The organism is Nocardioides szechwanensis (assembly GCF_900103935.1).
Taxonomy (GTDB): Bacteria; Actinomycetota; Actinomycetes; order Propionibacteriales; family Nocardioidaceae; genus Nocardioides; species Nocardioides szechwanensis.
Genome location: NZ_FNIC01000001.1, coordinates 738,804 through 759,488, shown reverse-complemented (window position 1 = coordinate 759,488; position 20,685 = coordinate 738,804). Strand labels below are relative to the sequence as shown.

Here is a 20,685-nt window from a genome sequence, read left to right as displayed (position 1 = left end):
GGGGGGTCAGGCGAGGCTGATCTGGTCTCCCACGACGTCGAGGGCGACCGTGCTGAGGGGATCAGTGGCCGAGCTGCCCTCCTGAGGAACTCCGTCGACGATGGAGAACTTGCTGCCGTGGCAGGGACAGTTGATGGTGCTGGTGACCTGGTTGACCGGGCAGCCGGCATGAGTGCACCTCACGTCGAAGCCCTTGAAGGTCCCGGCCTCGGGCTGGGTCACGACCACGCCCTCGTCGGCGAACACCGCGCCGCCGCCGACCGGGATGTCAGCGGTCGACGCGAAGCCGGCGCCGCCGGCGGTCGGCGACGGGTCGACCGAGCCGGACGTGGAGGGCGAGGCGGATGGGGTCGGCGGGTCGCTGGCGCCGGCGGGCGTTGGCTCGTCATCACCGCCACAGGCGGCGAGGACCGGAAGGCCGATGCTCACGCCCGCCATGCCGGTGAGTGCCCGACGCCGACTGAGGCCTGAGCTGCCCATCTGATCCTCCGAGGTGTCACCTAGTTGAAGAACACACTACCGAGCAAACTGAGAGCGCGCTGAGAGCGCCCTGGGCCTTCAGCCCTTCTTTGCCGGCTCCTTTGCCGCCTTCTTTGCAGGAGCCTTCTTCGCGGCTGGCTTCTTCGTCGCGGCCTTCTTGGTCGTCTTGCGGGCGGGGCCCCGCGCCGGCTCGACCTGGGGGGCCGCGAGCATCCGGGACGGCTGCTTGGCGCCGCGGCCGTCGAGCAGCGGGGCGAGGTAGTGGCCGGTGTAGCTGTCGGGGTTGGCCGCCACCTGCTCTGGAGTGCCCTCGGCAACCACCATGCCGCCGCGCGAGCCGCCCTCGGGACCCATGTCGACCAGCCAGTCGGCAGTCTTGATGACGTCGAGGTTGTGCTCGATCACCAGCACGGAGTTGCCCTGGTCGACGAGCCGGCCCAGCACCAGCAGGAGCTTGCGGATGTCCTCGAAGTGCAGGCCCGTGGTCGGCTCGTCGAGGACGTAGACGGTGCGCCCGGTGGAGCGCTTCTGGAGCTCGGAGGAGAGCTTGACCCGCTGCGCCTCGCCGCCGGAGAGCGTCGTCGCCGGCTGGCCGAGCCGCACGTAGCCGAGGCCGACCTCGACCAGGGTCTTCATGTGCCGCGCGATCGGGGGCACGGCGGCGAAGAAGTCGAGCGCCTCCTCGATCGGCATGTCGAGGACCTCGGCGATGGTCTTGCCCTTGTAGTGCACCTCGAGCGTCTCGCGGTTGTAGCGGGCGCCGTGGCAGACCTCGCACGGGACGTAGACGTCGGGCAGGAAGTTCATCTCGATCTTGATCGTGCCGTCGCCGGAGCAGGCCTCGCAGCGCCCGCCCTTGACGTTGAACGAGAAGCGGCCCTGGAGGTAGCCGCGCATCTTGGCCTCGGGCGTGGAGGCGAAAAGCTTGCGGACGTGGTCGAAGACCCCGGTGTAGGTCGCCGGGTTGGAGCGCGGGGTGCGCCCGATCGGGGACTGGTCGACGTGGATCACCTTGTCGACGTGCTCGAGCCCGGTGATCTTCTGGTGCCGGCCCGGGACGGTGCGCGAGCGGTAGATCTGCTTGGCCAGCGAGGTGTAGAGGATGTCGTTGACCAGCGTCGACTTGCCCGACCCGGAGACACCGGTGACGGCGACGAAGAGCCCGAGCGGGAACGCCACGTCGACGTTGCGCAGGTTGTGCTCGCGGGCCCCGTGGACCTTGAGTTCGCGCCCCTTGGTGCGGGGACGCCGGATCTCGGGGACCGGGATCTCACGGCGCCCGGAGAGGTATTGACCGGTCATCGAGTCGGGGTGGTCGAGCAGGCCCTGGACCGAGCCGCTGTGGACGACCTGTCCGCCGTGCTCGCCGGCACCCGGGCCGATGTCGACCACCCAGTCGGCGACCCGGATGGTGTCTTCGTCGTGCTCGACCACGATCAGGGTGTTGCCGAGGTCCTTGAGCCGGACCAGGGTCTCGATCAGCCGCTTGTTGTCGCGCTGGTGCAGCCCGATGGAGGGCTCGTCGAGGACGTAGAGGACCCCGACCAGGCCGGCCCCGATCTGGGTGGCCAGCCGGATCCGCTGCGCCTCCCCGCCCGACAGCGAGCCGGAGGGCCGGTCGAGGGAGAGGTAGTCGAGACCGACGTCCAGCAGGAAGTTGAGCCGCTCCTGGATCTCCTTGAGCACCCGCTCGCCGATCTGGCGCTCACGCGCGCTCAGGTCGAGGTCGCGCAGGAAGTCGGCGGTCTCGTTGATCGGCAGCGCGCAGACCTCGGCGATGTTGCGGCCGCCGAGCGTCACCGCCATCGAGACCGGCTTGAGCCGACTGCCGCCGCAGGTCGGGCACGGCACCTCGCGCATGAAGCCCTCGAAGCGCTCCCGGCTGGTGTCGGACTCGGCCTCCCGGTGCCGGCGCTCGATGTAGGGACGGACCCCCTCGAACGCGGCGTAGTAGGCCCGCTGACGCCCGTAGCGGTTGCGGGTGACGACGTGCACCTTGGTGGAGTGGCCGTCGAGGACCGAGCGCTGCGCCTTGGTGGGGATGTCTTCCCACGGGGTGTTGAGGTCGAAGCCGAGCTCCTCCCCCAGTGCGGCGAGGAGCTTGAGGAAGTAGTCGGCGACGTGAGCCTGGCTCCACGGCTGGATCGCGCCCTCGCCGAGGGTGGCCGTCGGGTCGGGTACGACGAGCTCGGGGTCGACCTCCATCCGAGTGCCGATGCCGTGGCACGCGGGGCAGGCGCCGAACGGGGAGTTGAACGAGAACGAGCGGGGCTCGAGCTCGTCGGTGTCGATCGGGTGGTCGTTGGGGCACGACATCTTCTCGCTGAAGCGCATCTCGCGCTCAGGGTCCATGGCGTCGAGGTCGACGAAGTCGAGCAGCACCAGGCCGCCGGCCAGGCCGAGCGCGGTCTCGACCGAGTCGGTCAGCCGGCGCTTGGAGGTCTCCTTGACCGCGAGCCGGTCGACCACGACCTCGATCGTGTGCTTCTTCTGCTTGTCGAGCTTCGGTGGCTCGTCCAGCGAGTAGGTCTCGCCGTTGACCCGGGCCCGGGAGAAGCCCTGGGTCTGCAGCTGCCGGAAGAGCTCGAGGTATTCGCCCTTGCGACCACGGATGACCGGGGCCAGCACCTGGAAGCGGCGCCCCTCCTCGAGGGACAGCACCTTGTCGACGATCTGCTGCGGCGTCTGCCGCTCGATCGGCGACCCGCAGGTGGGGCAGTGCGGCCGCCCGGCGCGCGCGTAGAGCAGCCGGAGGTAGTCGTAGACCTCGGTGATCGTGCCGACAGTGGAGCGAGGGTTCTTGCTGGTGGACTTCTGGTCGATCGAGACGGCCGGGGACAGGCCCTCGATGAAGTCGACGTCGGGCTTGTCCATCTGGCCCAGGAACTGGCGCGCGTAGGCCGACAGCGACTCGACGTAGCGTCGCTGCCCCTCAGCGAAGATGGTGTCGAACGCCAGCGACGACTTGCCGGACCCGGACAGGCCCGTGAAAACGATGAGGGAGTCTCGCGGGAGGTCGAGCGAGACGTCCTTGAGGTTGTGCTCCCGGGCCCCCCGGATGATGAGCTGATCCTGCACTGTCGTCCTTCGAGCTCGTCCTGACATGTCCATCTCAGACTCTCACGCACCACCGACAGTCCCGAATTTCGAGCCGGCGCGACAGGATGGGGCCATGTCAACCATCACCGACGAGCTCCAGGAGGCGACGGGGCGGCTGGTCCGCACCGTCGACGGCCTGAGCGACGAGCAGTACGCCGGGGCGTCCGGCCTGCCGGGCTGGTCGCGGGCCCACGTGGTCGCCCACCTCGCGCTCAACGCCGAGGGCCTCACCGGCGCGTTGGGCGGTGTCGTGTCGGGCGAACCCACCGCCATGTACGCCTCCCAGGAGCACCGCGACGGCGACATCGAGGCGCTCGCCGGTGCCGCCACGGGCACCCTGCGGGAGCGGCTGCTGCGCTCGACCACCCTGCTGGCCGACGCCCTGGCCGCCGTCCCGGAAGAGGCATGGTCGACCCGGATCGAGCGCACGCCGGGCGGCCCCACGTTCACGGCGTACGCCGTCCCCGGGATGCGGCTGCGCGAGGTGGAGATCCACCACGCCGACCTGGGCCTGGACTACACGAGGTCCGACTGGCCGGAGTCCTTCTGTACCCGGCTGCTCGCCGGCATGGTGAAGCGCGACAGCTGGGCCGCGCCCTTCACCGCCGCGCCGACCGATCTCGACGGGACCTGGCAGTGTGGCGACGTGACCGAGCAGTCCCCCGTCGTCCGCGGCCGCGCCGCCGACCTCGGGTGGTGGCTGACCGGCCGCGGTGACGGCGACGGACTGACGAGCGACAACGGCGACCTGCCGAGGATCGAGGAGTGGTGAGCTACACAGGAGACGTGACACCGGGCGGCGGGCCCCAGGTGCGAGAGCTGGGCGGGCTGACGATCACCAAGGTCGCGGTCGACGAGACCATGTCCAACAACTGCTACCTGCTGCGGTGCACGGCCGACGGCTCGCAGGTCCTGATCGACGCGGCCTCCGAGCCCGAGACGCTGCTCCCCCTCATCGGGGACGCGGCCGACGGAGGGGGCCTCACCGCGGTCGTCACCACGCACCAGCACTGGGACCACCACCGGGCCCTGGCCGCCGTCGTGGAGGCGACCGGCGCCGAGGTCGTGGCCGGCGCTCCGGACGCGGCCGCGATCACCGAGCAGACCGGGGTGCCGGTCACCCGCACCGTCGGCGACGGCGACACCGTCCAGGTCGGTGACTGCACGCTCGAGGTGATCGCGATCGCCGGTCACACCCCCGGCTCGATCGCGTTGCTGTTCCGCGACCCCGACGGTCACCCGCACCTGTTCACCGGCGACTCACTCTTTCCCGGAGGCGTGGGCAACACGTTCGGCGACGACGCCGCCTTCGCCCAGCTCATCGACGAGGTCGAGACCAAGATCTTCGGCACGCTGCCCGACGCCGGCCTGCCCGACGACACCTGGTTCTACCCCGGGCACGGCGGCGACTCGACGCTCGGCGCCGAGCGCCCGCACCTGGCGGAATGGCGCGAGCGCGGCTGGTAGCCGCGCACTCAGGAGAGGGGTCCGTGTGGACCCCTACTCCTGAGTGGAGGTCAGGTGGCTGCGTCCTGGGGGGACGTGCACGACGCAGCTGCCTGACAACCTGACCCGTGGGGGGGTGGGGTCAGGTCGGATCGGGTCAGGTCAGGCCGCGATGATCCCGCCGGAACCGGCCTCGGGCTCGGGTCCATCGGTGCGGGGCGGCTGCGGCAGCTCGCCGGCAGCCCACTCGGTGTAGGGCCACGAGCCGGGCTCGAAGATCGGCGGCATGGGGGGCGCTACCGGCTGCTGGGTCTCCGCTGCCTGTGTCGCTGCCCGTGCCGCCGCCTGGGTCTCCTTGTGGGCTGCGTACTGACCGCCGGTGAGGACGACGGTGGCGGTGACGGGCGTCTTCAGCTTGCGCTCGGTCAGGGGGAGACCGTTGATCGAGGCGAACAGCCTCAGGTGCTCCAGGTCGGGCAGGGTGCCGGCGCCGAGGTGCGCGAGCAGCTCGTGGTGACCCAGGTCGGCGGTCACGACCACGGCCAGCGTCTTGGCGTCGTACTGGTCGATCCACATCCACATGGTGAAGGGCTTGATGCCGTGGGCGGCGGCCTTCTCCACCACGAGGCGGGCCTCGGCCGGCGTGAGGTCGGCCGCGAGGAGACGCCGCTCGACGTCACCGGAGTTGGCGTGCTGGGGGTGGGCCTCGACGTAGCGGGTACGACGGCCGGCGTCGCGGTTGCGGCTGCGCCCGGAGGCGGGGGACGAGGCGCCGCACGCGATCGGCCAGGCAACGGCGACCACGCAGACGATGGCGATGAAGGTGATCACTTCCCCCTCCTTCCAGAACTCACCGAGGCCTCCTCTGGACGGAACGACCAGGTGGGGGGAAGGCCTCGGCAGTCATGTGGGGACTTGCTGTAGAAGATTCAACCTGCCCTGAGGCGGCACGTCACCTGTTACCCAAATATTGATCTAGTTGGTCTAGTCCACCGCATATGTGGATGTTTTGTTACCGTTCTGTGGATTTCAGGTACAGATCCTGAGGATGAGAGGGGTCTCAGACCGCCTTCTCCACAGTCAGCCGGCGTGCGACCAGGCGTTGGAGAAGCCATCGAGGTAGTCGGTGACGGAGCCGGCGTACGTCGCCACGAGGGTGACGCCGTCGCTGCCGAGGCCACGGTCGGTCCATCCGGGACCACCCGCGAAGACCAGGTGGCCGCGCGCCTTGTCGCCGTAGCGGCCGTCGATGACCAGCAGGTTCTGGCCGACCCGCCCCGAGCGCGTGGGTACGCCGGCCCGCTCCAGCGTCTTGCGCACACCGGCGAGCACCTTCGGGCCGAGCAGCGCGACGACGTCGCAGCCCTTCTTCTGCAGGACGGCCAGGCGGGTGGCGAGCCACTGCCCCCGCGCACCCGACCAGGACTGGACGGCGACGCGGAGGTTGGTGCGGCCGTCGTCGGTGTGCAGGCCGCGGGCGTTGGTGCACCCCACGGGCCGCAGCGCCTTGTAGACGTGGTCGCGGCTGGCCTGGGCCGGGACGGGGTAGAGCTGCGCGAGGTAGCCGGGGCCGAGCTCCATGGTGCGGTTCGCGGCGGTGTCGGTGCTGTCCAGGGCCATCCGGTCGAACACGGTGCCGTAGCCGGCGTAGACGTGCGGGGACGAGGAGCGGAACACGTCACCCCAGCGGATGCTGGCGTCGGCCTCGAACGGGCCCGAGGACACCAGGGTCAGCTCGGTCGTACCGCCGGCCCGGCTGACCAGGACGAAGTTGCTCTCCTGGCGACCGGTGCCACCCAGGCAGGAGCCGACGCAGCGGCGCAGCCACGACGGCTGGGTCTGGTCGGTGCCGAGCAGCGCCGCCAGCTGCTCCTCGGCCGCGCTCGGGGCGCCGCCTCCGAGGATCACCTGGACCAGGGCACCCTCGGTGTGGGCCGCGCTGAGCGCGTTGGCCAGGTCGGGGTCGTCGAGGCGGCTGGTCACGACTCGGACCAGGTCGCCGGCCTCGGCGTCGAGCACGGCGCGCACGGTGCGGTCGAGGGCGCGGCGGCGCTCGTAGACGTCGCCGACGGGGCGGTTGAACAGCGGCCCGGTCTCGAAGAGGTCGAGCGTGCGGTAGGTGAACTGGATCGCCCAGTGGTCGGAGTTGAAGCCCTTCACGATGCTGGCGTCGGTCTTGACCAGTCCCCCGTTGCGCTTGATCGAGAGGCCATAGTCGAGCAGCGAGGTCGGGTTGAACGAGCCGGTCATCGGCATGTCGAAGTTGACCAGGTCGCCGAGCGCGTCGGTGGGCAGCCCGGGGTTCTGGCGGCGCCGGTCGGCGAGGTAGTTGACGTTGAGGTCGCCGCTGACGAACACGTGCTCGGTCTGGCGGAAGAGCCCGAGGATCTCGGCGCGCAGCATCTTCATGTGCTTGCGCAGGCGCGGGATCCGGTTCATGTTCGACAGCTGGGCGTCGCGCGAGGCCCCGGAGATGACGTGGGTGTTGATGTAGCCGAAGACCTTGCCGGTCGAGATCTCGCGCAGCCGCACGGAGTTGATGTAGCGGCTCGGGGTGACCCCCTCCTGCGGCCCGTGCACCTTGACGGTGTGGCCGTCGATGAGGCGGAAGCGGTCGCGGTTCCAGACGATCGGGATCGCCACGCCGCCCTCGAGCGGCATGTACCAGCCCCAGTCCTGCGCCTTGCACAGCCGGATCAGAGACTCGCGGTCCTCGGCGTCGGACATCTCCTGCATGCCGCCCGCGTCGCCCAGGGTCAGGGCGCGCTTCATGTCGTGCAGCGCCTTCACCTTGTTGAGGTCGTGCTTGATGTTGATCGTGAACGTGCGGTACGTCGGCGACGGAAGCGCCCGGGCGACCGGCCGCAGGGAGGCGGCGTCGATCGCCGGGGGCGTCGCGGGCGTCGCCTGGATGGTGGGTACGACGAGGAGCGCGGCGCCCAGCGCGGCCGGGAGCACGAGGCCGAGGATCGACGACGTGACGCGGGACGCGAGGCGAGAAGCCGTGGGGGAAGCCACGGGGACTCCTTCGGTTCGGGAGACAGGGAAGGCTGGTGCGCGAAGATTGGTGCGGGAAGTGCCGCAAGAATCACACCAGTCACACCAGCCCCACAATGGCTTGGCGATAACTACAAACTTGTAGTTATCGCGGCCCCGCCTGAGCGCGTGCCGCCAAAGCCGTTCGCGAGGCCATGAAAGGCCTCGCCGATCAGCTGTAGGTGACCCGCACCGTGTCGGTGACAGGCACGGCCTGGCAGGCCAGCCGGATGCCCTCGGCGAGGTCCTCGTCGTCGAGGACGTCGTTGTGCAGCAGCTTCACGTCGCCCTCGAGCAGCCGCACCGCGCACGCCGAGCACTCCCCCTCGCGACACGAGAAGGGTGCTTTGACGCCTTTCGCCTCGAGGTGGTCGAGCATCTTCGTGCCGGGCTGCCAGTCGTCGAACTCGTGCTTCTCGCCGTCGAGCTCGACCTCGAGCCGCGACGGGCCGCGCGAAGACCCAGCCAGGTCCTCGGCGGCGTCCTGCTCGTCGGTCTCGGCCGCGGCGATCTCGGACTCGGCGACCTCGACGTCGTGGAGGTCGCCGAACGGGTTGCCCCCGAGCGAGACGAACTTCTCCTGGTGGCGCCGCTCGCGCGGGAACCCGAGCTCCTTGAGCGCCCCGATCGTCATCTTCATGAACGGTGCGGGGCCGCACACGAACGCGTCGTACGACGAGTGGCCGGCCGCGAACGCCTTCATCTGCTCGGCGCTGGGCAGCCCCTGCACCGACTCGAGCCAGTGGATGACCTGGAGCCGCTCGGGGTGGGCCGCCGCGAGGGCGGTCAGCTCCCCGGCGAAGATCACCGAGCTCTCGTCGCGGTTGGCGTAGAAGAGCACGACCCGGCCCGAGCCCTGGGCCAGCGCGGTGCGCGTGATCGAGAGGATCGGCGTGATCCCGCTGCCGCCGGCGAAGAGCAGCAGGTCGGCGTTCAGCGAGGCCGGCGTGAAGATGCCGCTCGGCGGCAGCACCCGCATCGTGTCGCCCTGGCGCAGGTGGTCGCAGATCCAGTTGGAGGCGTAGCCGTCGGCGGTGCGCTTGACGGTGATCGTCAGGCGGCCGCTCTCGGCGAAGGTCAGCGGGCTGCTGGAGAGCGAGTAGCAGCGGGCCGCGACGCCGGTCTGGTCGCTCGGGACCGCGACGGTGAGGAACTGCCCGGGCTTGTAGGCGAAGTGGTCGGTCTGCCCGTCGGGCACGTCGAAGCTGATCGAGTGCGCGTCGGCAGTCTCCTCGACGACCTCGGCGACCGTGAGCTCAAAGGTTTCGGTGTCCATGGGGTGTTCAGTAACCGTCCTCGGCGCCGATCGGGATGAGTCCCTCGCGGGCGGCTGTCTCGATGCTGTCGACCAGGCGCGGGCACCCTACGTGGACCGGACGGCCCTCGGGCCGCTGGTCCATGCGCGAGAACTCCGGGCACTGCCGTCGGGCCTCGTCGTTCCACTGGATCGAGGTGTGGTGCTCGCTGTTCTTCTTCACGCCGACCTTGGCCAGGCAGTCCAGGCACGCGACCTCGGTGAGGCGGGCGCGGGTGTAGAGGCGCTGGTCCTCGAGCGTGTCGGGGCTGGTCGGGACGAACGACGCCATCAGGTCCCCGTCATGGCCGAGTCCGGCGCGACATCGTCGGAGGACTCCGGCGAGGACGCGTCCTCCGCGGCCTTGCGGCGGAGGTTCTCGGCGACCTCCTCCTGCCAGTACTCGTTGGCCTTGGTGGTGTCGACCTCGAACTCGAACCGGTCGGTCATCTCGGCCGTCACGTCGGCCTTGTCGACGTAGAACTGCTCGTACCAGCGGCGCAGCTGGTAGACGGGCCCGTCCTCCTCGCAGAGCAGCGGGTTCTGGACCGGCGCCTTGTTGAGCCAGATGTGGACGTCCTGCTCGAACCCCTGCTTGAAGGTGTCCGAGTAGCGCTTCCCGATGTACTGCGCGGTCTCCTCGTCGACGCCCTCGGGCTTCTTGACGACCAAGCCGTACTGGAGCTTGAACGAGTTGTCGCTCGTCGGGATGTGGCAGTTGATCAGGATGACCTCGGTCTCGAAGCCCTTGTAGTCGACCCACAGCCAGTTGATCATGTACGACGGTCCGTAGTAGGACGCCTCGGACTTGAGCACCAGGTCGGCGTCGCCGTAGCCGCTGCCGCCCATGTCGGGCCGGCCCTTCGACTCCATGAACTGGGTGGCGACGTGACCCTCGAAGACGTTGCGGAAGCTGGTCGGGAACGCGAAGTGGATGTAGAAGAAGTGCGCCATGTCCACGACGTTGTCGATGATCTCGCGGCAGTGCGCGGTCGGGACGTCGAGGACCTCCCAGGTCCAGTCGGTGTAGGCGTCGGTGCCGACCCCGGGCAGCTCCGGGGGAAGGATGTCCAGGTCGGGCGCGGAGCCCTCGGCGTCGTGCCAGACCATCACCTGGCCGTTGCGGATCTCCACGGGGTACTTCTGGGTCCGCGCCCGCAGGGGAACCCGGCGCGCGTAGGGGATCGCCTTGCACTTGCCGTCGCCGCCCCAGCGCCAGTCGTGGAACGGGCAGGCGATCTCGTCGCCCTTGACCGTGCCCTGGGTCAGGTCGCCGCCCATGTGGCGGCAGTAGCCGTCGAGCGCGTTGAGCTTGCCCTGCGAGTCCTGCCAGACGACGAGCTTGCCGCCGAAGGCCTCGATGCCGTGCGGCTTGCCGTCGGCGAACGCGCTCTCGAGGCCGAGGCAGTGCCAGCCGCGAGCGAAGCGCTCCGGCGGCTTGCCCTTGTCGAGGAACCTGGTGTCGCTCATCGTGTGCCTCTCACTGTGGCGGACCCAAAACAAGAACAGGTTATAGTTTTTGCCGCCCGGATGAAAGCGCGCTCAGTGCGTATCGGCGCGCGCCGCCTGCAAAGCGCGCTGCTTCGCCACGAAGCGCACTGACATCCTCTGGGTGGTCACAGGTGCCAGTCTGCCGAAGAACCACGTCGCGCGCGCGGTGCGCGGGGTCACCAGCAGCCCGCGGTCGTCATGCACGGCCCGCAGCACCTCCTGGGCGAGGACGTCGGGGTCGTGCGGACGTCGTACGCCCTGGCCCTTGAGGAAGTAGTCGCGGCCGTGGAAGCGCCCCACCGCGCCCTTGTCGAGGATCGGCGTGTCGACCGCCGACGGGCACACCGCGGTGACGCCGACGCCCTTGGCCGCTGCCTCGGAGCGCAGCGCGAGCGACAGCCCGACGACGGCGTGCTTGGTCATCACGTAGCTGGTGAGCAGCCCGGCGGCCATCAGCCCGCCCATCGAGGCGGTGTTGACGATGTGGCCTCCCCATTCACCGGCAGCACCCTGGCGCACCATCTGGGGGTACGCCGCAGCGACGCCGTGCACCACCCCGCGGATGTTGACGTCGATGATCGCGTCCCAGTGGGCCAGCGTGAGCTCCTCGGTCTCGCCGCCGATCGAGATGCCCGCGTTGTTGAACATCAGGTCGAGCCGGCCGGCCCGGGACACCACGTCGTCGACGGCCGCCTGCACGGCGGCCGCGTCGGTGACGTCGAGCCGCAGCGCCCTTGCCGACCCCGGACCGGTGACGCTCTGCGCCGTACGGACCGCTGCGGCCTCGTCGAGGTCGGCGACCACGACGTGGTCGCCCGCGGCCACCAGGGCCCGGCAGAGCGCGGCACCGATGCCCGACCCGCCACCCGTGACGATCGCCTGTCGTCCCGTCGTCGTCCCGTTCATGCGAAGGCCCGCATGACGTGGCCGTGGATGTCGGGATAGCGCTGGAGGTGCGCGCCCCCGTTGAGGTCGAGCACCTCCCCGGTCAGCCACAGCGCACCGGCGATGTAGACCGCGGCGGCGGCGATCTCCTCGGGCAGCCCGGCGCGGCCGAGCGGTGTGTTGGCGAGGTAGTCGTCCTCGATCCCCGCGATGTCCATGGCGGGCGCGGTGAGCGGCGTCAGCACCAGCCCGGGCGAGATCGCGTTGACCCGGACCCGGCGCGGCGCAAGCTCGAGCGCGGCCACCTCGGTGAGCATGGCCAGGCCGGCCTTGGCTGCGCAGTAGGCGCCCATGCCGGTGCCGGGCTGCCGCGCGTTGAGCGACGTGAGCGAGATGACCGCTCCCCCGTCGGCCACCGCCCGGCCGGCGTGCTTGAGCACCAGGAACGCGCCGGTGAGGTTCACGTCGACGACGCGCCGGAACTCCGCCACATCGAGCTCGGTCAGCAGGCCGAGCGTGCTCACCCCCGCACTGTTGACCACGACGTCGACCCGGCCGTGCTCGGCGAGGACGGCAGCGAACAGCGCCTCCACCGAGGCCTCGTCGGTGACGTCCACGCCGTACCCATCTTCTCGGGACCCCTCTTCTCGGGGTAGGTCGGCCACCACCACGGTGCAGCCGTCAGCCTCGAGCGCCGTGGCGATGGCGGCCCCGATGCCGGACGCCCCGCCCACGACGACTGCGACCCGTTGTCCCTGATCCATGGATGCCCCTCTAGTTGACGCGTGTCAAACGAGCCCTTAGCGTGCCGGTCGTCACGTCTCGTGGCAAGAGGTCCCGACGGAAGGTCCGACATGTCCCGACCCACCCAGTCACCGACGGCAGCCGTGATCGGAGCCGGCATCAGCGGACTCACCTCCGGCAAGATGCTCGGCGACTACGGCGTCGACTACACCTGCTTCGAGAGCTCCGACCGGATCGGTGGCAACTGGGCGTTCGGCAACCCCAACGGGCACAGCAGCGCCTACCGCTCGCTGCACATCGACACCTCGAAGCACCGGCTGTCCTTCAAGGACTTCCCGATGCCCGACGACTACCCCGACTTCCCTCACCACACCCAGATCAAGGCCTACCTCGAGTCGTACGCCGAGGCGTTCGACCTCAAGGACCGGATCGAGTTCCGCAACGGCGTGGTGAGCGCCAAGCGGCTTCCCGAGGGCGGCTGGGAGCTCCTCGACCAGGCCGGGGCGACGCGCCACTTCGACCTGCTGGTCGTGGCCAACGGCCACCACTGGGACCCGCGGATGGCCGACTTCCCCGGTGAGTTCACCGGCGACTCGATCCACTCCCACCACTACATCGACCCCAAGGACCCCCTCGACTTCACCCACCAGCGGATCCTCGTCGTCGGCCTGGGCAACAGCGCCGCCGACATCGCGGTGGAGCTCTCGAGCCGCTCGCTGCAGAACGAGGTCACGCTCTCCACCCGGTCGAGTGCGTGGATCGTGCCGAAGTACACCGGCGGGCTGCCGGCCGACAAGTACTACGTGACCACGCCGTACCTCCCCCTGGCCTGGCAGCGGAAGTTCCTTCAGAAGATGCAGTTCATGGCCGGGTCCAACCCCGAGCTCTACGGCCTCCCGGCGCCCAACCACAAGTTCTTCGAGGCCCACCCCACGCAGTCGGTGGAGCTGCCGCTGCGGCTGGGCTCGGGCGACATCACGCCCAAGGGCAACGTGTCGCGCCTCGACGGCCGAACGGTGCACTTCGAGGACGGCACCAGCAGCGACTTCGACGTGATCGTCTACGCCACCGGCTACAACATCACATTCCCGTTCTTCGACCCCGACTTCATCTCCGCCCCCGACAACCAGATCCCGTTGTTCAAGCGGATGTTCAAGCCGGGGATGGACGACCTGGTCTTCATGGGCTTCGCGCAGGCCACGCCGACGCTCTTCCCGTTCGTCGAGAGCCAGGCCCGGCTGCTGGCCGCCTACGCCACCGGTCACTACCGCCTTCCCCCGCTCGACGAGATGGAGCGGGTGATCGTCGAGGACCAGCAGAAGTACACCGGCCACGTCCTCGACCGGCCGCGGCACACCCAGCAGGTCGACTACTTCATCTACGAGCACGACCTGCGCGCCAAGGAGATCCCGGCCGGCCGCAAGCGCGCGCAGCAGTACGGCGTGCCGGCGCCGGCGGGGCGCGCCGGATGATCAGCGCGGCCCGCGGCGACGCACGTCGTACCGCCCTGCTCGAGTCGCTCGACGAGATCCTGCGCGAGCAGAACCTCGCAGACAGCAGCCTCGACTCGATCAACATCGCCGAGATCTCCCGGCGCGCGGGGGTGACCCGGTCGGCGTTCTACTTCTACTTCGAGAACAAGCAGGCGGCCGTCGCGGCGCTGATGGAGGAGATGTACGACCAGGCGTTCGTCGCGACCGGCGAGCTTTCCGGCGACGCCACGCCCGCGGGCAACATCTCGGCCACCATCATCGGGCTGTTCGACGCGTGGGAGAGGCACCAGCACGTGTTCCGCGCGATGCTCGACGCCCGCGCGACCAGCCCCGCCGTCCGCGAGCTCTGGGACAGCGACCGGCAGTCGTTCGTCGGCCCGGTGGCGGAGATGATCGGGGCCGAGCGGGCCGCCGGCCGCGCGCCCGGTGGCGTCGACGCCACCAGCGTGGCCACGGTGCTGCTCGAGCTCAACGACCGGATGCTCGAGCGGCTCGCCCTCAGCGGCGGGACCGCACGCCCCCAGCTCCAGGAGGCGGTCATCGAGATCTGGCTCCGCACGATCTACGGAAGGACCGACCAGTGAACGACCCCTCACTGACGGACGCAGCAGTGGGCGTCCACACCACGGTGCGTTTCGACTCCCAGGGCACGGCCTGCGACGCCTGGCACTTCCCCGGTGAGGGCGACGCGCTCGCCACCGCCGCGGGTCGGCCGGTCGTCGTGATGGCGCACGGCCTGGCCGGCACCAAGGACTCCGGGCTGGAGCCGTTCGCCCGGCGCCTCGCAGGGGCCGGGCTCGACGTCCTCGCCTTTGACTACCGGGGCTTCGGCGCGAGCGACGGGAGCCCGCGGCAGCAGGTGTCGCTGGCCGGCCAGCTCGAGGACTACCGCGCCGCGATGACCGCCGCCGCGGCACTGCCCGGCGTGGACCCGAGCCGGATCGTGCTCTGGGGGGTCTCCCTCGCCGGTGGCCACGTGCTCGCGGCCGCGGCCGGGCGCGACGACGTCGCGGCCGTGGTGTCGCTGACCCCACTGGTCGACGGCCTCGCCGCCGGGCGGCACGCCCTGGCCTCGCACAAGCCGTCGGCGATGCTGCGCTCGACGATGGCCGGCGTACGCAGCAAGGTCGCGGCCGGGCGCGGCAAGGCGCCGGTGATGATGCCGGTCGTCGGGAAGCCCGGCGACACGGCCGCACTGACGCTCGACGGGCTGTACGACGACTACCTGGCGCTGGCCGGGCCCACCTGGGTCAACGAGATCGACGCGTCGGTCGGCCTCGAGCTCGGCGGGCACCGCCCCGGCAAGCTGGCCAAGCAGGTGGCCTGCCCGCTGCTCGTGCAGATCGCCGACTTCGACCGCAGCGCTCCCCCGCAGGCCGCCGCCAAGGCGGCGTTCAAGGGGCGCGCCGAGGTCCGGCACTACCCGTGCGACCACTTCGACGTCTGGCCGGGCAAGGAGTGGTTCGAGGCCGCGGTCACGCACCAGGTGCGGTTCCTGACCCGTCACCTCTCGCCCACTGGCTGATGGTGGACCAAAACGAGAACACGTTCTAGTCTGAGCGCCATGCAGGTCTCACTCAACCCGGACCAGATCCGACTGCGCGAAGAGCTCCAGCAGTACTTCGCCGACCTCGTCACCCCCGAGCGCAAGGCCGGGCTCGCCTCGGCGACCGGCGAGTTCGGCGACTCGACGGTCTACAAGGAGGTCATCCAGCAGGTCGGAGCCGACGGCTGGCTCGGGATCGGGTGGCCCGAGGAGTACGGCGGCCAGAACCGCTCGATGATCGAGCAGCTGATCTTCACCGACGCGGCCGCGGTGGCCGGCGTACCGATCCCCTACCTGACGCTCAACACCGTCGGGCCGACGATCATGCGCTACGGCACCGAGGAGCAGAAGGAGTACTTCCTTCCGCGGATCCTCAAGGGGGAGCTGCACTTCTCGATCGGCTACTCCGAGCCCGGCTCCGGCACCGACCTCGCGTCGCTCAAGACCAAGGCGGTCCGTGAGGGCGACGAGTGGGTGATCAACGGCCAGAAGATGTGGACGTCGCTGATCCAGTACGCCGACTGGCTGTGGCTCGCGTGCCGCACCGACCCGGACCTGCCGCGCCACAAGGGCCTGTCGATGATCCTGGTGCCGGCCGACGCCCCCGGAGTCTCCTTCACGCCTGTGCACACGGTCGCCGGCGTCGGCACCAGTGCGACGTACTACGAGGACGTGCGGGTCCCCGCCGCCAACCTCGTCGGCGAGCTCAACGGCGGCTGGTCACTGATGACCAACCAGCTCAACCACGAGCGGGTCGCGCTGACGTCGTCCGCGCCGCTGGTGCACTCGCTCAAGCTGGTGCGCGAGTGGGCGCAGCAGACCAAGAACCCCGACGGCCAGCGCGTGATCGACTCCGAGTGGGTGCAGATCGCCCTCGGCCGCGCGCACGCCCGGATCGAGGCGCTCAGCCTCATCAACTGGAAGCTCGCCGCCGACGCCGACGCCGGCGTCGCGCTCTCCCCCGCCGAGGCGTCGGCGACCAAGATCTACGGCTCCGAGCTGGCCACCGAGGTCTACCGCGCGCTGATGGAGGTCGTCGGCCCCAACGCGGGCATCACCGGCGCCTCCGACGGCGCCGTGCTGGCCGGCCGCCTCGAGCGCTACTTCCGCTCCGCCCTGGTCATGACCTTCGGCGGCGGCACCAACGAGATCCAGCGCGACATCATCGGCTACGTCGGCCTCGGCCTGCCCGCCGCCAAGCGCTGACTCCCCTCGAACCGAGAGGCAACACCATGGACTTCACCTTCACCTCCGAGCAGGACGAGGCGGCCGCGCTCGCGGCGGAGATCCTCGCCGACCGCACCACCAACGACCGGCTCAAGGAGGTCGAGCAGGGCGGCGACCGCTTCGACCGGGAGCTGTGGCGCGAGCTGGCCTCGGCCGGGCTGCTGTCGCTGGCCGTGCCCGAGGAGTACGACGGCGCCGGGCTCGGCCTGATCGAGCTCGCGCGGGTGCTGGTCGAGGTGGGCCGCACCGTCGCACCCGTCCCGCTGGCCGTCCACGGCGCCGCGGCGCTGCTGCTGGCGGAGCTCGGCACCGACGCGCAGAAGCAGCAGTGGCTGCCCGGCGCCGCGTCTGGCGAGGGCGTGCTGACGGCGGCCGTCGCCGAGGAGCGGGTGCACCTGCCGGCCCGTCCGAGCACCGGCGCGGTGTCTGACGGTGACGCCTGGACCATCTCCGGATCCAAGGCGATCGTGCGCGCCGGGCTGGCCGCGTCGGTCATCCTCGTGACCGCCACGACTCCCGACGGCGTCGGCGTGTTCCTCGTCGAGCCCGGCACCGACGGGGTCGAGCTGGTCGAGCAGCACACGAGCGACGGCGACGCGGTCGCCCGGCTGGACCTCACCGGTGCGCGTGGCTCGCTGCTGGGGGCGACCGACGGCGAGGCCGCCCTGCGTCTGGGGCAGCTGCTGACCGTGTGCTCGGCCGCCGAGCAGCTCGGGGTGACCGAAGGCGCGCTCAAGCTGACGGCGTCGTACGCGAAGGTCCGCGAGCAGTTCGGCCGCCCAATCGGCACCTTCCAGGCGGTTTCGCAGCGCCTGGCCGACGGCTACATCGACGTGCTCGCCCAGCGCCTCACCCTCTGGGCGGCCGTGTGGCGCCTCTCCGAGGGGCTCCCGGCCGAGACCGAGGTGGCCACCGCCAAGCTGTGGGCCGCCGACGCGGGCCACCGCCTGGCGCACACCACCATCCACGTCCACGGCGGGGTCGGCATCGACCTCGACGGCGAGGCGCACCGCTACTTCACCTCCGCCAAGCGCTTCGAGTTCCTCTTCGGTGGCGCCACCGAGCAGGCCCTCACCATCGGCCGCGCGCTCGCTGCTGAGCCTGCATGAGCGACGACGCGCTGACGGTCCGCAACCAGCTGCTGGCCAGGCGGGGCGAGACGCACCCGGGGCTGCTGTTCGAGGACCGGTCGTGGACGTGGGACGAGGTCGTGCACGAGTCGTGCGTGCGCTCCGCGGTGCTGAGCGAGCTGCTGCCCGCCGGCCGGCCGCCGCACGTCGGGGTGCTGCTCGACAACACCCCTGAGTTCAGCCTCCTGCTCGGCGGTGCCGCGCTCGGTGGGCAGGTCGTGGTCGGGCTCAACACCACGCGCCGCGGCGCCGCGCTCGCCGACGACGTCGCCCGCTCCGACTGCCAGCTGGTCGTCACGGACGCGACGTACGCGCCGCTCGTCGACGACCTCTCGGTCCCCGTGCTGCGCACCGACTCCGACGAGTGGGCCGGCCTGCTGGCCGCGCACGCCGATGCGGGCGTGCCCGACACCGAGGTCGGCCAGGACGACCTGATGATGCTGATCTTCACCTCCGGCACGTCGGGCAACCCCAAGGCCGTCAACATCACCCAGGTCAAGGTCGCGTTCCCGGGACTGTTCCTCTCCGACCGCTTCGGGCTGGGCCCGCAGCACACGGCCTACCTGTCGATGCCGATGTTCCACTCCAACGCGATCATGGCCGGCTGGGGCCCGGCGCTCGCGTCCGGCACCACGATCGCGCTGGCGCCGAAGTTCAGCGCCTCCGGCTTCCTCGCCGACGTCCGGCGGTACGGCGCGACGTACGCCAACTACGTCGGCAAGCCGCTGGCCTACATCATGGCCACCCCCGAGCAGCCCGACGACGCCGACAACCCGTTGCAGATCGTCTTCGGCAACGAAGCCAACGAGCGCGACATCGAGGCCTTCGGGCGTCGCTTCGGCTGCCTGGTCGTCGACTCCTACTCCTCCACCGAGAACGCCGTGGTCGTGCAGCGGGTTCCCGAGATGCCGCCCGGCAGCCTGGGCATGCCGCTCGACGGGGTGAAGGTGCTCAACGCCGACACCATGGCCGAGACCCCCGACGCGGTCTTCGGCCCCAACGGCGAGCTGCTCAACGCCGACGAGGCGACCGGCGAGCTGGTCAACACCCAGGGTGCGGGCGCGTTCGCCGGCTACTACAAGGACCCCGACGCCGAGCAGGAGCGGATGCGCGCCGGGATGTACTGGTCGGGCGACCTCGCCTACCGCGACTGCGACGGCTTCGTCTACTTCGCCGGCCGCACCGCCGACTGGCTGCGCGTCGACGGGGAGAACCTCGCCGCCGCCCCGATCGAGCGGATCCTGCTGCGCCACCCCGCGATCTCCGAGGCCGCGGTCTACGCCGTACCCGACGAGTCCGTCGGCGACCAGGTGATGGCCGCCATCGACCTACGCGCGCCGCTGACGGCCGAGGACCTCGAGGCGTTCCTCGCCGAGCAGCAGGACCTCTCCCCCAAGGCCTGGCCGCGCTACGTCCGCATCGTCGACGCTCTCCCCCGCACCGCCACCAACAAGGTGCTCAAGCGCCACCTCGCCGCCGACGGCTCAGGCCAGGCGACCTGGACGCGCGACGCGCGGGGTACGTCGTACCGCTGACTGTCTTGCGCGGGGTGCTGCGGCCCGCGCGCATAGCGTCCCGGGCCTCGCCGTCAAGATTCGACCGGTCGTGTGCCCCACCGAGCGCCCCAGCGCACTCTCACTGGGTGTGTCCCTATTGACCGCCGCGCGCCGGGCAGCGCCTTTACCGGATCTAGCAGATGAGTGTGCGTTCGCAGTCGCACGGATCAACGAGCCCTCAAGGGAGGCCTCATCTAGACCGCCTGAACCAACTGTCGCACGGGCCTTGATGGCTCCCAGTCGTAGCCCTTACGGTGCCTGACTAGCACTTCTCGGGCCTTGTGTGCCAGGTTTGGGGGGAAGCTATGCGTCGGTCAATGCTGGTCATCGGCTCTGTTGTCTCGGCATGCTTGTCATTGTCCGGCTTGTCGCAGGCTCAAGCGGCCACGGGCGCCTACACCGCGACGGTGACCACCCCGGTGCCGACCCCCATCGACTTGGGCACCCTCGGCGGCACGTCCAGCTTCGCCTTTGGGGTGTCGGGTGACGTCGTGGTCGGCTACTCGTACACCGCTTCCGGCCAGGCCCATGCGTTCGCCTACGACCTGGACACCGGCGGCCCCATGGTTGATTTGGGCACCCTCGGCGGCACGGACAGCTTCGCCGAAGGGGTGTCGGGTGACGTCGTGGTCGGCTACTCGACCACCGCTTCCGGCCAGAGCCATGCGTTCGCCTACGACCTGGGCACCGGCGGCCCCATGGTTGATTTGGGCACCCTCGGGGGCACGACCAGCTCCGCCAAAGGGGTGTCCGGTGACGTCGTGGTCGGCTACTCGACCACCGCTTCCGGCCAGAGCCATGCGTTCGCCTACGACCTGGGCACCGGCGGCCCCATGGTTGATTTGGGCACCCTCGGCGGCACGGACAGCTTCGCCGAAGGGGTGTCCGGTGACGTCGTGGTCGGCTACTCGACCACCGCTTCCGGCCAGAGCCATGCGTTCGCCTACGACCTGGGCACCGGCGGCCCCATGGTTGATTTGGGCACCCTCGGCGGCACGGACAGCTTCGCCGAAGGGGTGTCCGGTGACGTCGTGGTGGGCTCCTTTATCGTCTCCGGCCAGTTCCATGCGTTCGCCTACGACCTGGGCACCGGCGGCCCCATGACCGACCTGGGCACCCTCGGCGGCACGTTCGGCGTCGCCAACGAAGCGTCGGGGGGCATCGTCGTCGGCTACTCGGACACCGCCGCCTCCAGCCAGCGCCATGCGTTCGTCTACGACCTGGGCACCGGCGGCCCCATGACCGACCTGGGCACCCT

At 70.2% G+C, this 20,685-nt stretch carries 18 protein-coding genes; 9 read left to right on the top strand and 9 right to left on the bottom strand.

Annotated elements, in window-relative coordinates; all coding sequences use genetic code 11:
- Positions 1-6: 6 nt before the first annotated feature.
- A complete protein-coding gene (locus BLR90_RS03655) occupies positions 7-480 on the bottom strand; it encodes a Rieske 2Fe-2S domain-containing protein (protein ID WP_091022612.1) in 474 nt (157 codons plus the stop codon).
- A 78-nt stretch (positions 481-558) separates the two neighbouring features.
- Positions 559-3,558, bottom strand: coding sequence for an excinuclease ABC subunit UvrA (gene uvrA / locus BLR90_RS03650; protein ID WP_091022611.1), 3,000 nt, complete (start codon positions 3,556-3,558; stop codon positions 559-561).
- A 94-nt stretch (positions 3,559-3,652) separates the two neighbouring features.
- Between uvrA and BLR90_RS03645 the strand changes: the two genes are divergently transcribed.
- Positions 3,653-4,351 carry a maleylpyruvate isomerase family mycothiol-dependent enzyme gene (locus BLR90_RS03645; protein WP_170254186.1) on the top strand — a complete coding sequence of 233 codons (699 nt, stop codon included), beginning with the start codon at positions 3,653-3,655 and terminating at the stop codon, positions 4,349-4,351.
- Positions 4,345-5,046 (top strand): MBL fold metallo-hydrolase, encoded by a 702-nt coding sequence (locus BLR90_RS03640; protein ID WP_245715134.1) that lies wholly within the window; start codon positions 4,345-4,347, stop codon positions 5,044-5,046. Before BLR90_RS03645 ends, BLR90_RS03640 begins: the two co-directional genes overlap by 7 nt.
- A 141-nt stretch (positions 5,047-5,187) precedes the next feature.
- Here the strand turns inward: BLR90_RS03640 and BLR90_RS03635 are convergent, their stop codons facing one another.
- The 7 genes from BLR90_RS03635 to BLR90_RS03605 form a co-directional block, all read right to left on the bottom strand.
- Positions 5,188-5,856 carry a hypothetical protein gene (locus BLR90_RS03635; protein ID WP_091022609.1) on the bottom strand — a complete coding sequence of 223 codons (669 nt, stop codon included), beginning with the start codon at positions 5,854-5,856 and terminating at the stop codon, positions 5,188-5,190.
- A 249-nt stretch (positions 5,857-6,105) separates the two neighbouring features.
- Positions 6,106-8,043 (bottom strand): hypothetical protein, encoded by a 1,938-nt coding sequence (locus BLR90_RS03630; RefSeq protein WP_091022608.1) that lies wholly within the window; start codon positions 8,041-8,043, stop codon positions 6,106-6,108.
- Positions 8,044-8,233: 190 nt separating this feature from the next.
- Positions 8,234-9,337, bottom strand: a complete 1,104-nt coding sequence (locus BLR90_RS03625) for a ferredoxin--NADP reductase (RefSeq protein ID WP_091022606.1) — start codon at positions 9,335-9,337, stop codon at positions 8,234-8,236.
- Positions 9,338-9,344: 7 nt separating this feature from the next.
- The gene (locus BLR90_RS03620) at positions 9,345-9,647 is read right to left on the bottom strand and encodes a hypothetical protein (protein WP_091022604.1); all 303 of its coding nucleotides are present in this window, start codon (positions 9,645-9,647) and stop codon (positions 9,345-9,347) included.
- Positions 9,647-10,825 (bottom strand): 3-ketosteroid-9-alpha-monooxygenase, oxygenase component, encoded by a 1,179-nt coding sequence (locus BLR90_RS03615; RefSeq protein WP_091022602.1) that lies wholly within the window; start codon positions 10,823-10,825, stop codon positions 9,647-9,649. Before BLR90_RS03615 ends, BLR90_RS03620 begins: the two co-directional genes overlap by 1 nt.
- Positions 10,826-10,897: 72 nt before the next feature.
- Positions 10,898-11,752, bottom strand: coding sequence for an SDR family NAD(P)-dependent oxidoreductase (locus tag BLR90_RS03610; RefSeq protein ID WP_091022601.1), 855 nt, complete (start codon positions 11,750-11,752; stop codon positions 10,898-10,900).
- Positions 11,749-12,495: an SDR family NAD(P)-dependent oxidoreductase gene (locus BLR90_RS03605; RefSeq protein ID WP_091022599.1), complete on the bottom strand. Its 747-nt coding sequence runs from the start codon at positions 12,493-12,495 to the stop codon at positions 11,749-11,751. The genes BLR90_RS03610 and BLR90_RS03605 overlap by 4 nt, the downstream gene beginning before the upstream one ends.
- 90 nt (positions 12,496-12,585) lie before the next feature.
- On the opposite strand from BLR90_RS03605, the gene BLR90_RS03600 reads away from it, so the two are divergent.
- The 7 genes from BLR90_RS03600 to BLR90_RS21215 form a co-directional block, all read left to right on the top strand.
- Complete coding sequence (locus BLR90_RS03600; protein WP_091022597.1) at positions 12,586-13,947, top strand: flavin-containing monooxygenase; 1,362 nt, start codon at positions 12,586-12,588, stop codon at positions 13,945-13,947.
- Positions 13,944-14,552: a TetR/AcrR family transcriptional regulator gene (locus BLR90_RS03595; protein ID WP_091022595.1), complete on the top strand. Its 609-nt coding sequence runs from the start codon at positions 13,944-13,946 to the stop codon at positions 14,550-14,552. Before BLR90_RS03600 ends, BLR90_RS03595 begins: the two co-directional genes overlap by 4 nt.
- Positions 14,549-15,493, top strand: coding sequence for an alpha/beta hydrolase (locus tag BLR90_RS03590; RefSeq protein ID WP_245715133.1), 945 nt, complete (start codon positions 14,549-14,551; stop codon positions 15,491-15,493). Before BLR90_RS03595 ends, BLR90_RS03590 begins: the two co-directional genes overlap by 4 nt.
- 39 nt (positions 15,494-15,532) lie before the next feature.
- Positions 15,533-16,720, top strand: coding sequence for an acyl-CoA dehydrogenase family protein (locus tag BLR90_RS03585; RefSeq protein WP_091022593.1), 1,188 nt, complete (start codon positions 15,533-15,535; stop codon positions 16,718-16,720).
- Between the two features lie 26 nt (positions 16,721-16,746).
- The gene (locus BLR90_RS03580) at positions 16,747-17,850 is read left to right on the top strand and encodes an acyl-CoA dehydrogenase family protein (RefSeq protein WP_091022591.1); all 1,104 of its coding nucleotides are present in this window, start codon (positions 16,747-16,749) and stop codon (positions 17,848-17,850) included.
- Positions 17,847-19,406, top strand: coding sequence for a long-chain-fatty-acid--CoA ligase (locus BLR90_RS03575; RefSeq protein WP_091022589.1), 1,560 nt, complete (start codon positions 17,847-17,849; stop codon positions 19,404-19,406). The genes BLR90_RS03580 and BLR90_RS03575 overlap by 4 nt, the downstream gene beginning before the upstream one ends.
- A 338-nt stretch (positions 19,407-19,744) precedes the next feature.
- Positions 19,745-20,685 (top strand): hypothetical protein (locus BLR90_RS21215; protein WP_218126868.1); only part of this gene is annotated, 941 nt, incomplete at its 3' end.

What these genes read in the sequence shown, in the direction of transcription:
- BLR90_RS03655 (WP_091022612.1), bottom strand. Translation starts at nt 480, where the DNA reads ATGGGCAGCTCAGGCCTCAGTCGGCGTCGGGCACTCACCGGCATGGCG.
- BLR90_RS03645 (WP_170254186.1), top strand. Translation starts at nt 3,653, where the DNA reads ATGTCAACCATCACCGACGAGCTCCAGGAGGCGACGGGGCGGCTGGTC.
- BLR90_RS03625 (WP_091022606.1), bottom strand. Translation starts at nt 9,337, where the DNA reads ATGGACACCGAAACCTTTGAGCTCACGGTCGCCGAGGTCGTCGAGGAG.
- BLR90_RS03620 (WP_091022604.1), bottom strand. Translation starts at nt 9,647, where the DNA reads ATGGCGTCGTTCGTCCCGACCAGCCCCGACACGCTCGAGGACCAGCGC.
- BLR90_RS03615 (WP_091022602.1), bottom strand. Translation starts at nt 10,825, where the DNA reads ATGAGCGACACCAGGTTCCTCGACAAGGGCAAGCCGCCGGAGCGCTTC.
- BLR90_RS03610 (WP_091022601.1), bottom strand. Translation starts at nt 11,752, where the DNA reads ATGAACGGGACGACGACGGGACGACAGGCGATCGTCACGGGTGGCGGG.
- BLR90_RS03605 (WP_091022599.1), bottom strand. Translation starts at nt 12,495, where the DNA reads ATGGATCAGGGACAACGGGTCGCAGTCGTCGTGGGCGGGGCGTCCGGC.
- BLR90_RS03600 (WP_091022597.1), top strand. Translation starts at nt 12,586, where the DNA reads ATGTCCCGACCCACCCAGTCACCGACGGCAGCCGTGATCGGAGCCGGC.
- BLR90_RS03595 (WP_091022595.1), top strand. Translation starts at nt 13,944, where the DNA reads ATGATCAGCGCGGCCCGCGGCGACGCACGTCGTACCGCCCTGCTCGAG.
- BLR90_RS03585 (WP_091022593.1), top strand. Translation starts at nt 15,533, where the DNA reads ATGCAGGTCTCACTCAACCCGGACCAGATCCGACTGCGCGAAGAGCTC.
- BLR90_RS03580 (WP_091022591.1), top strand. Translation starts at nt 16,747, where the DNA reads ATGGACTTCACCTTCACCTCCGAGCAGGACGAGGCGGCCGCGCTCGCG.
- BLR90_RS03575 (WP_091022589.1), top strand. Translation starts at nt 17,847, where the DNA reads ATGAGCGACGACGCGCTGACGGTCCGCAACCAGCTGCTGGCCAGGCGG.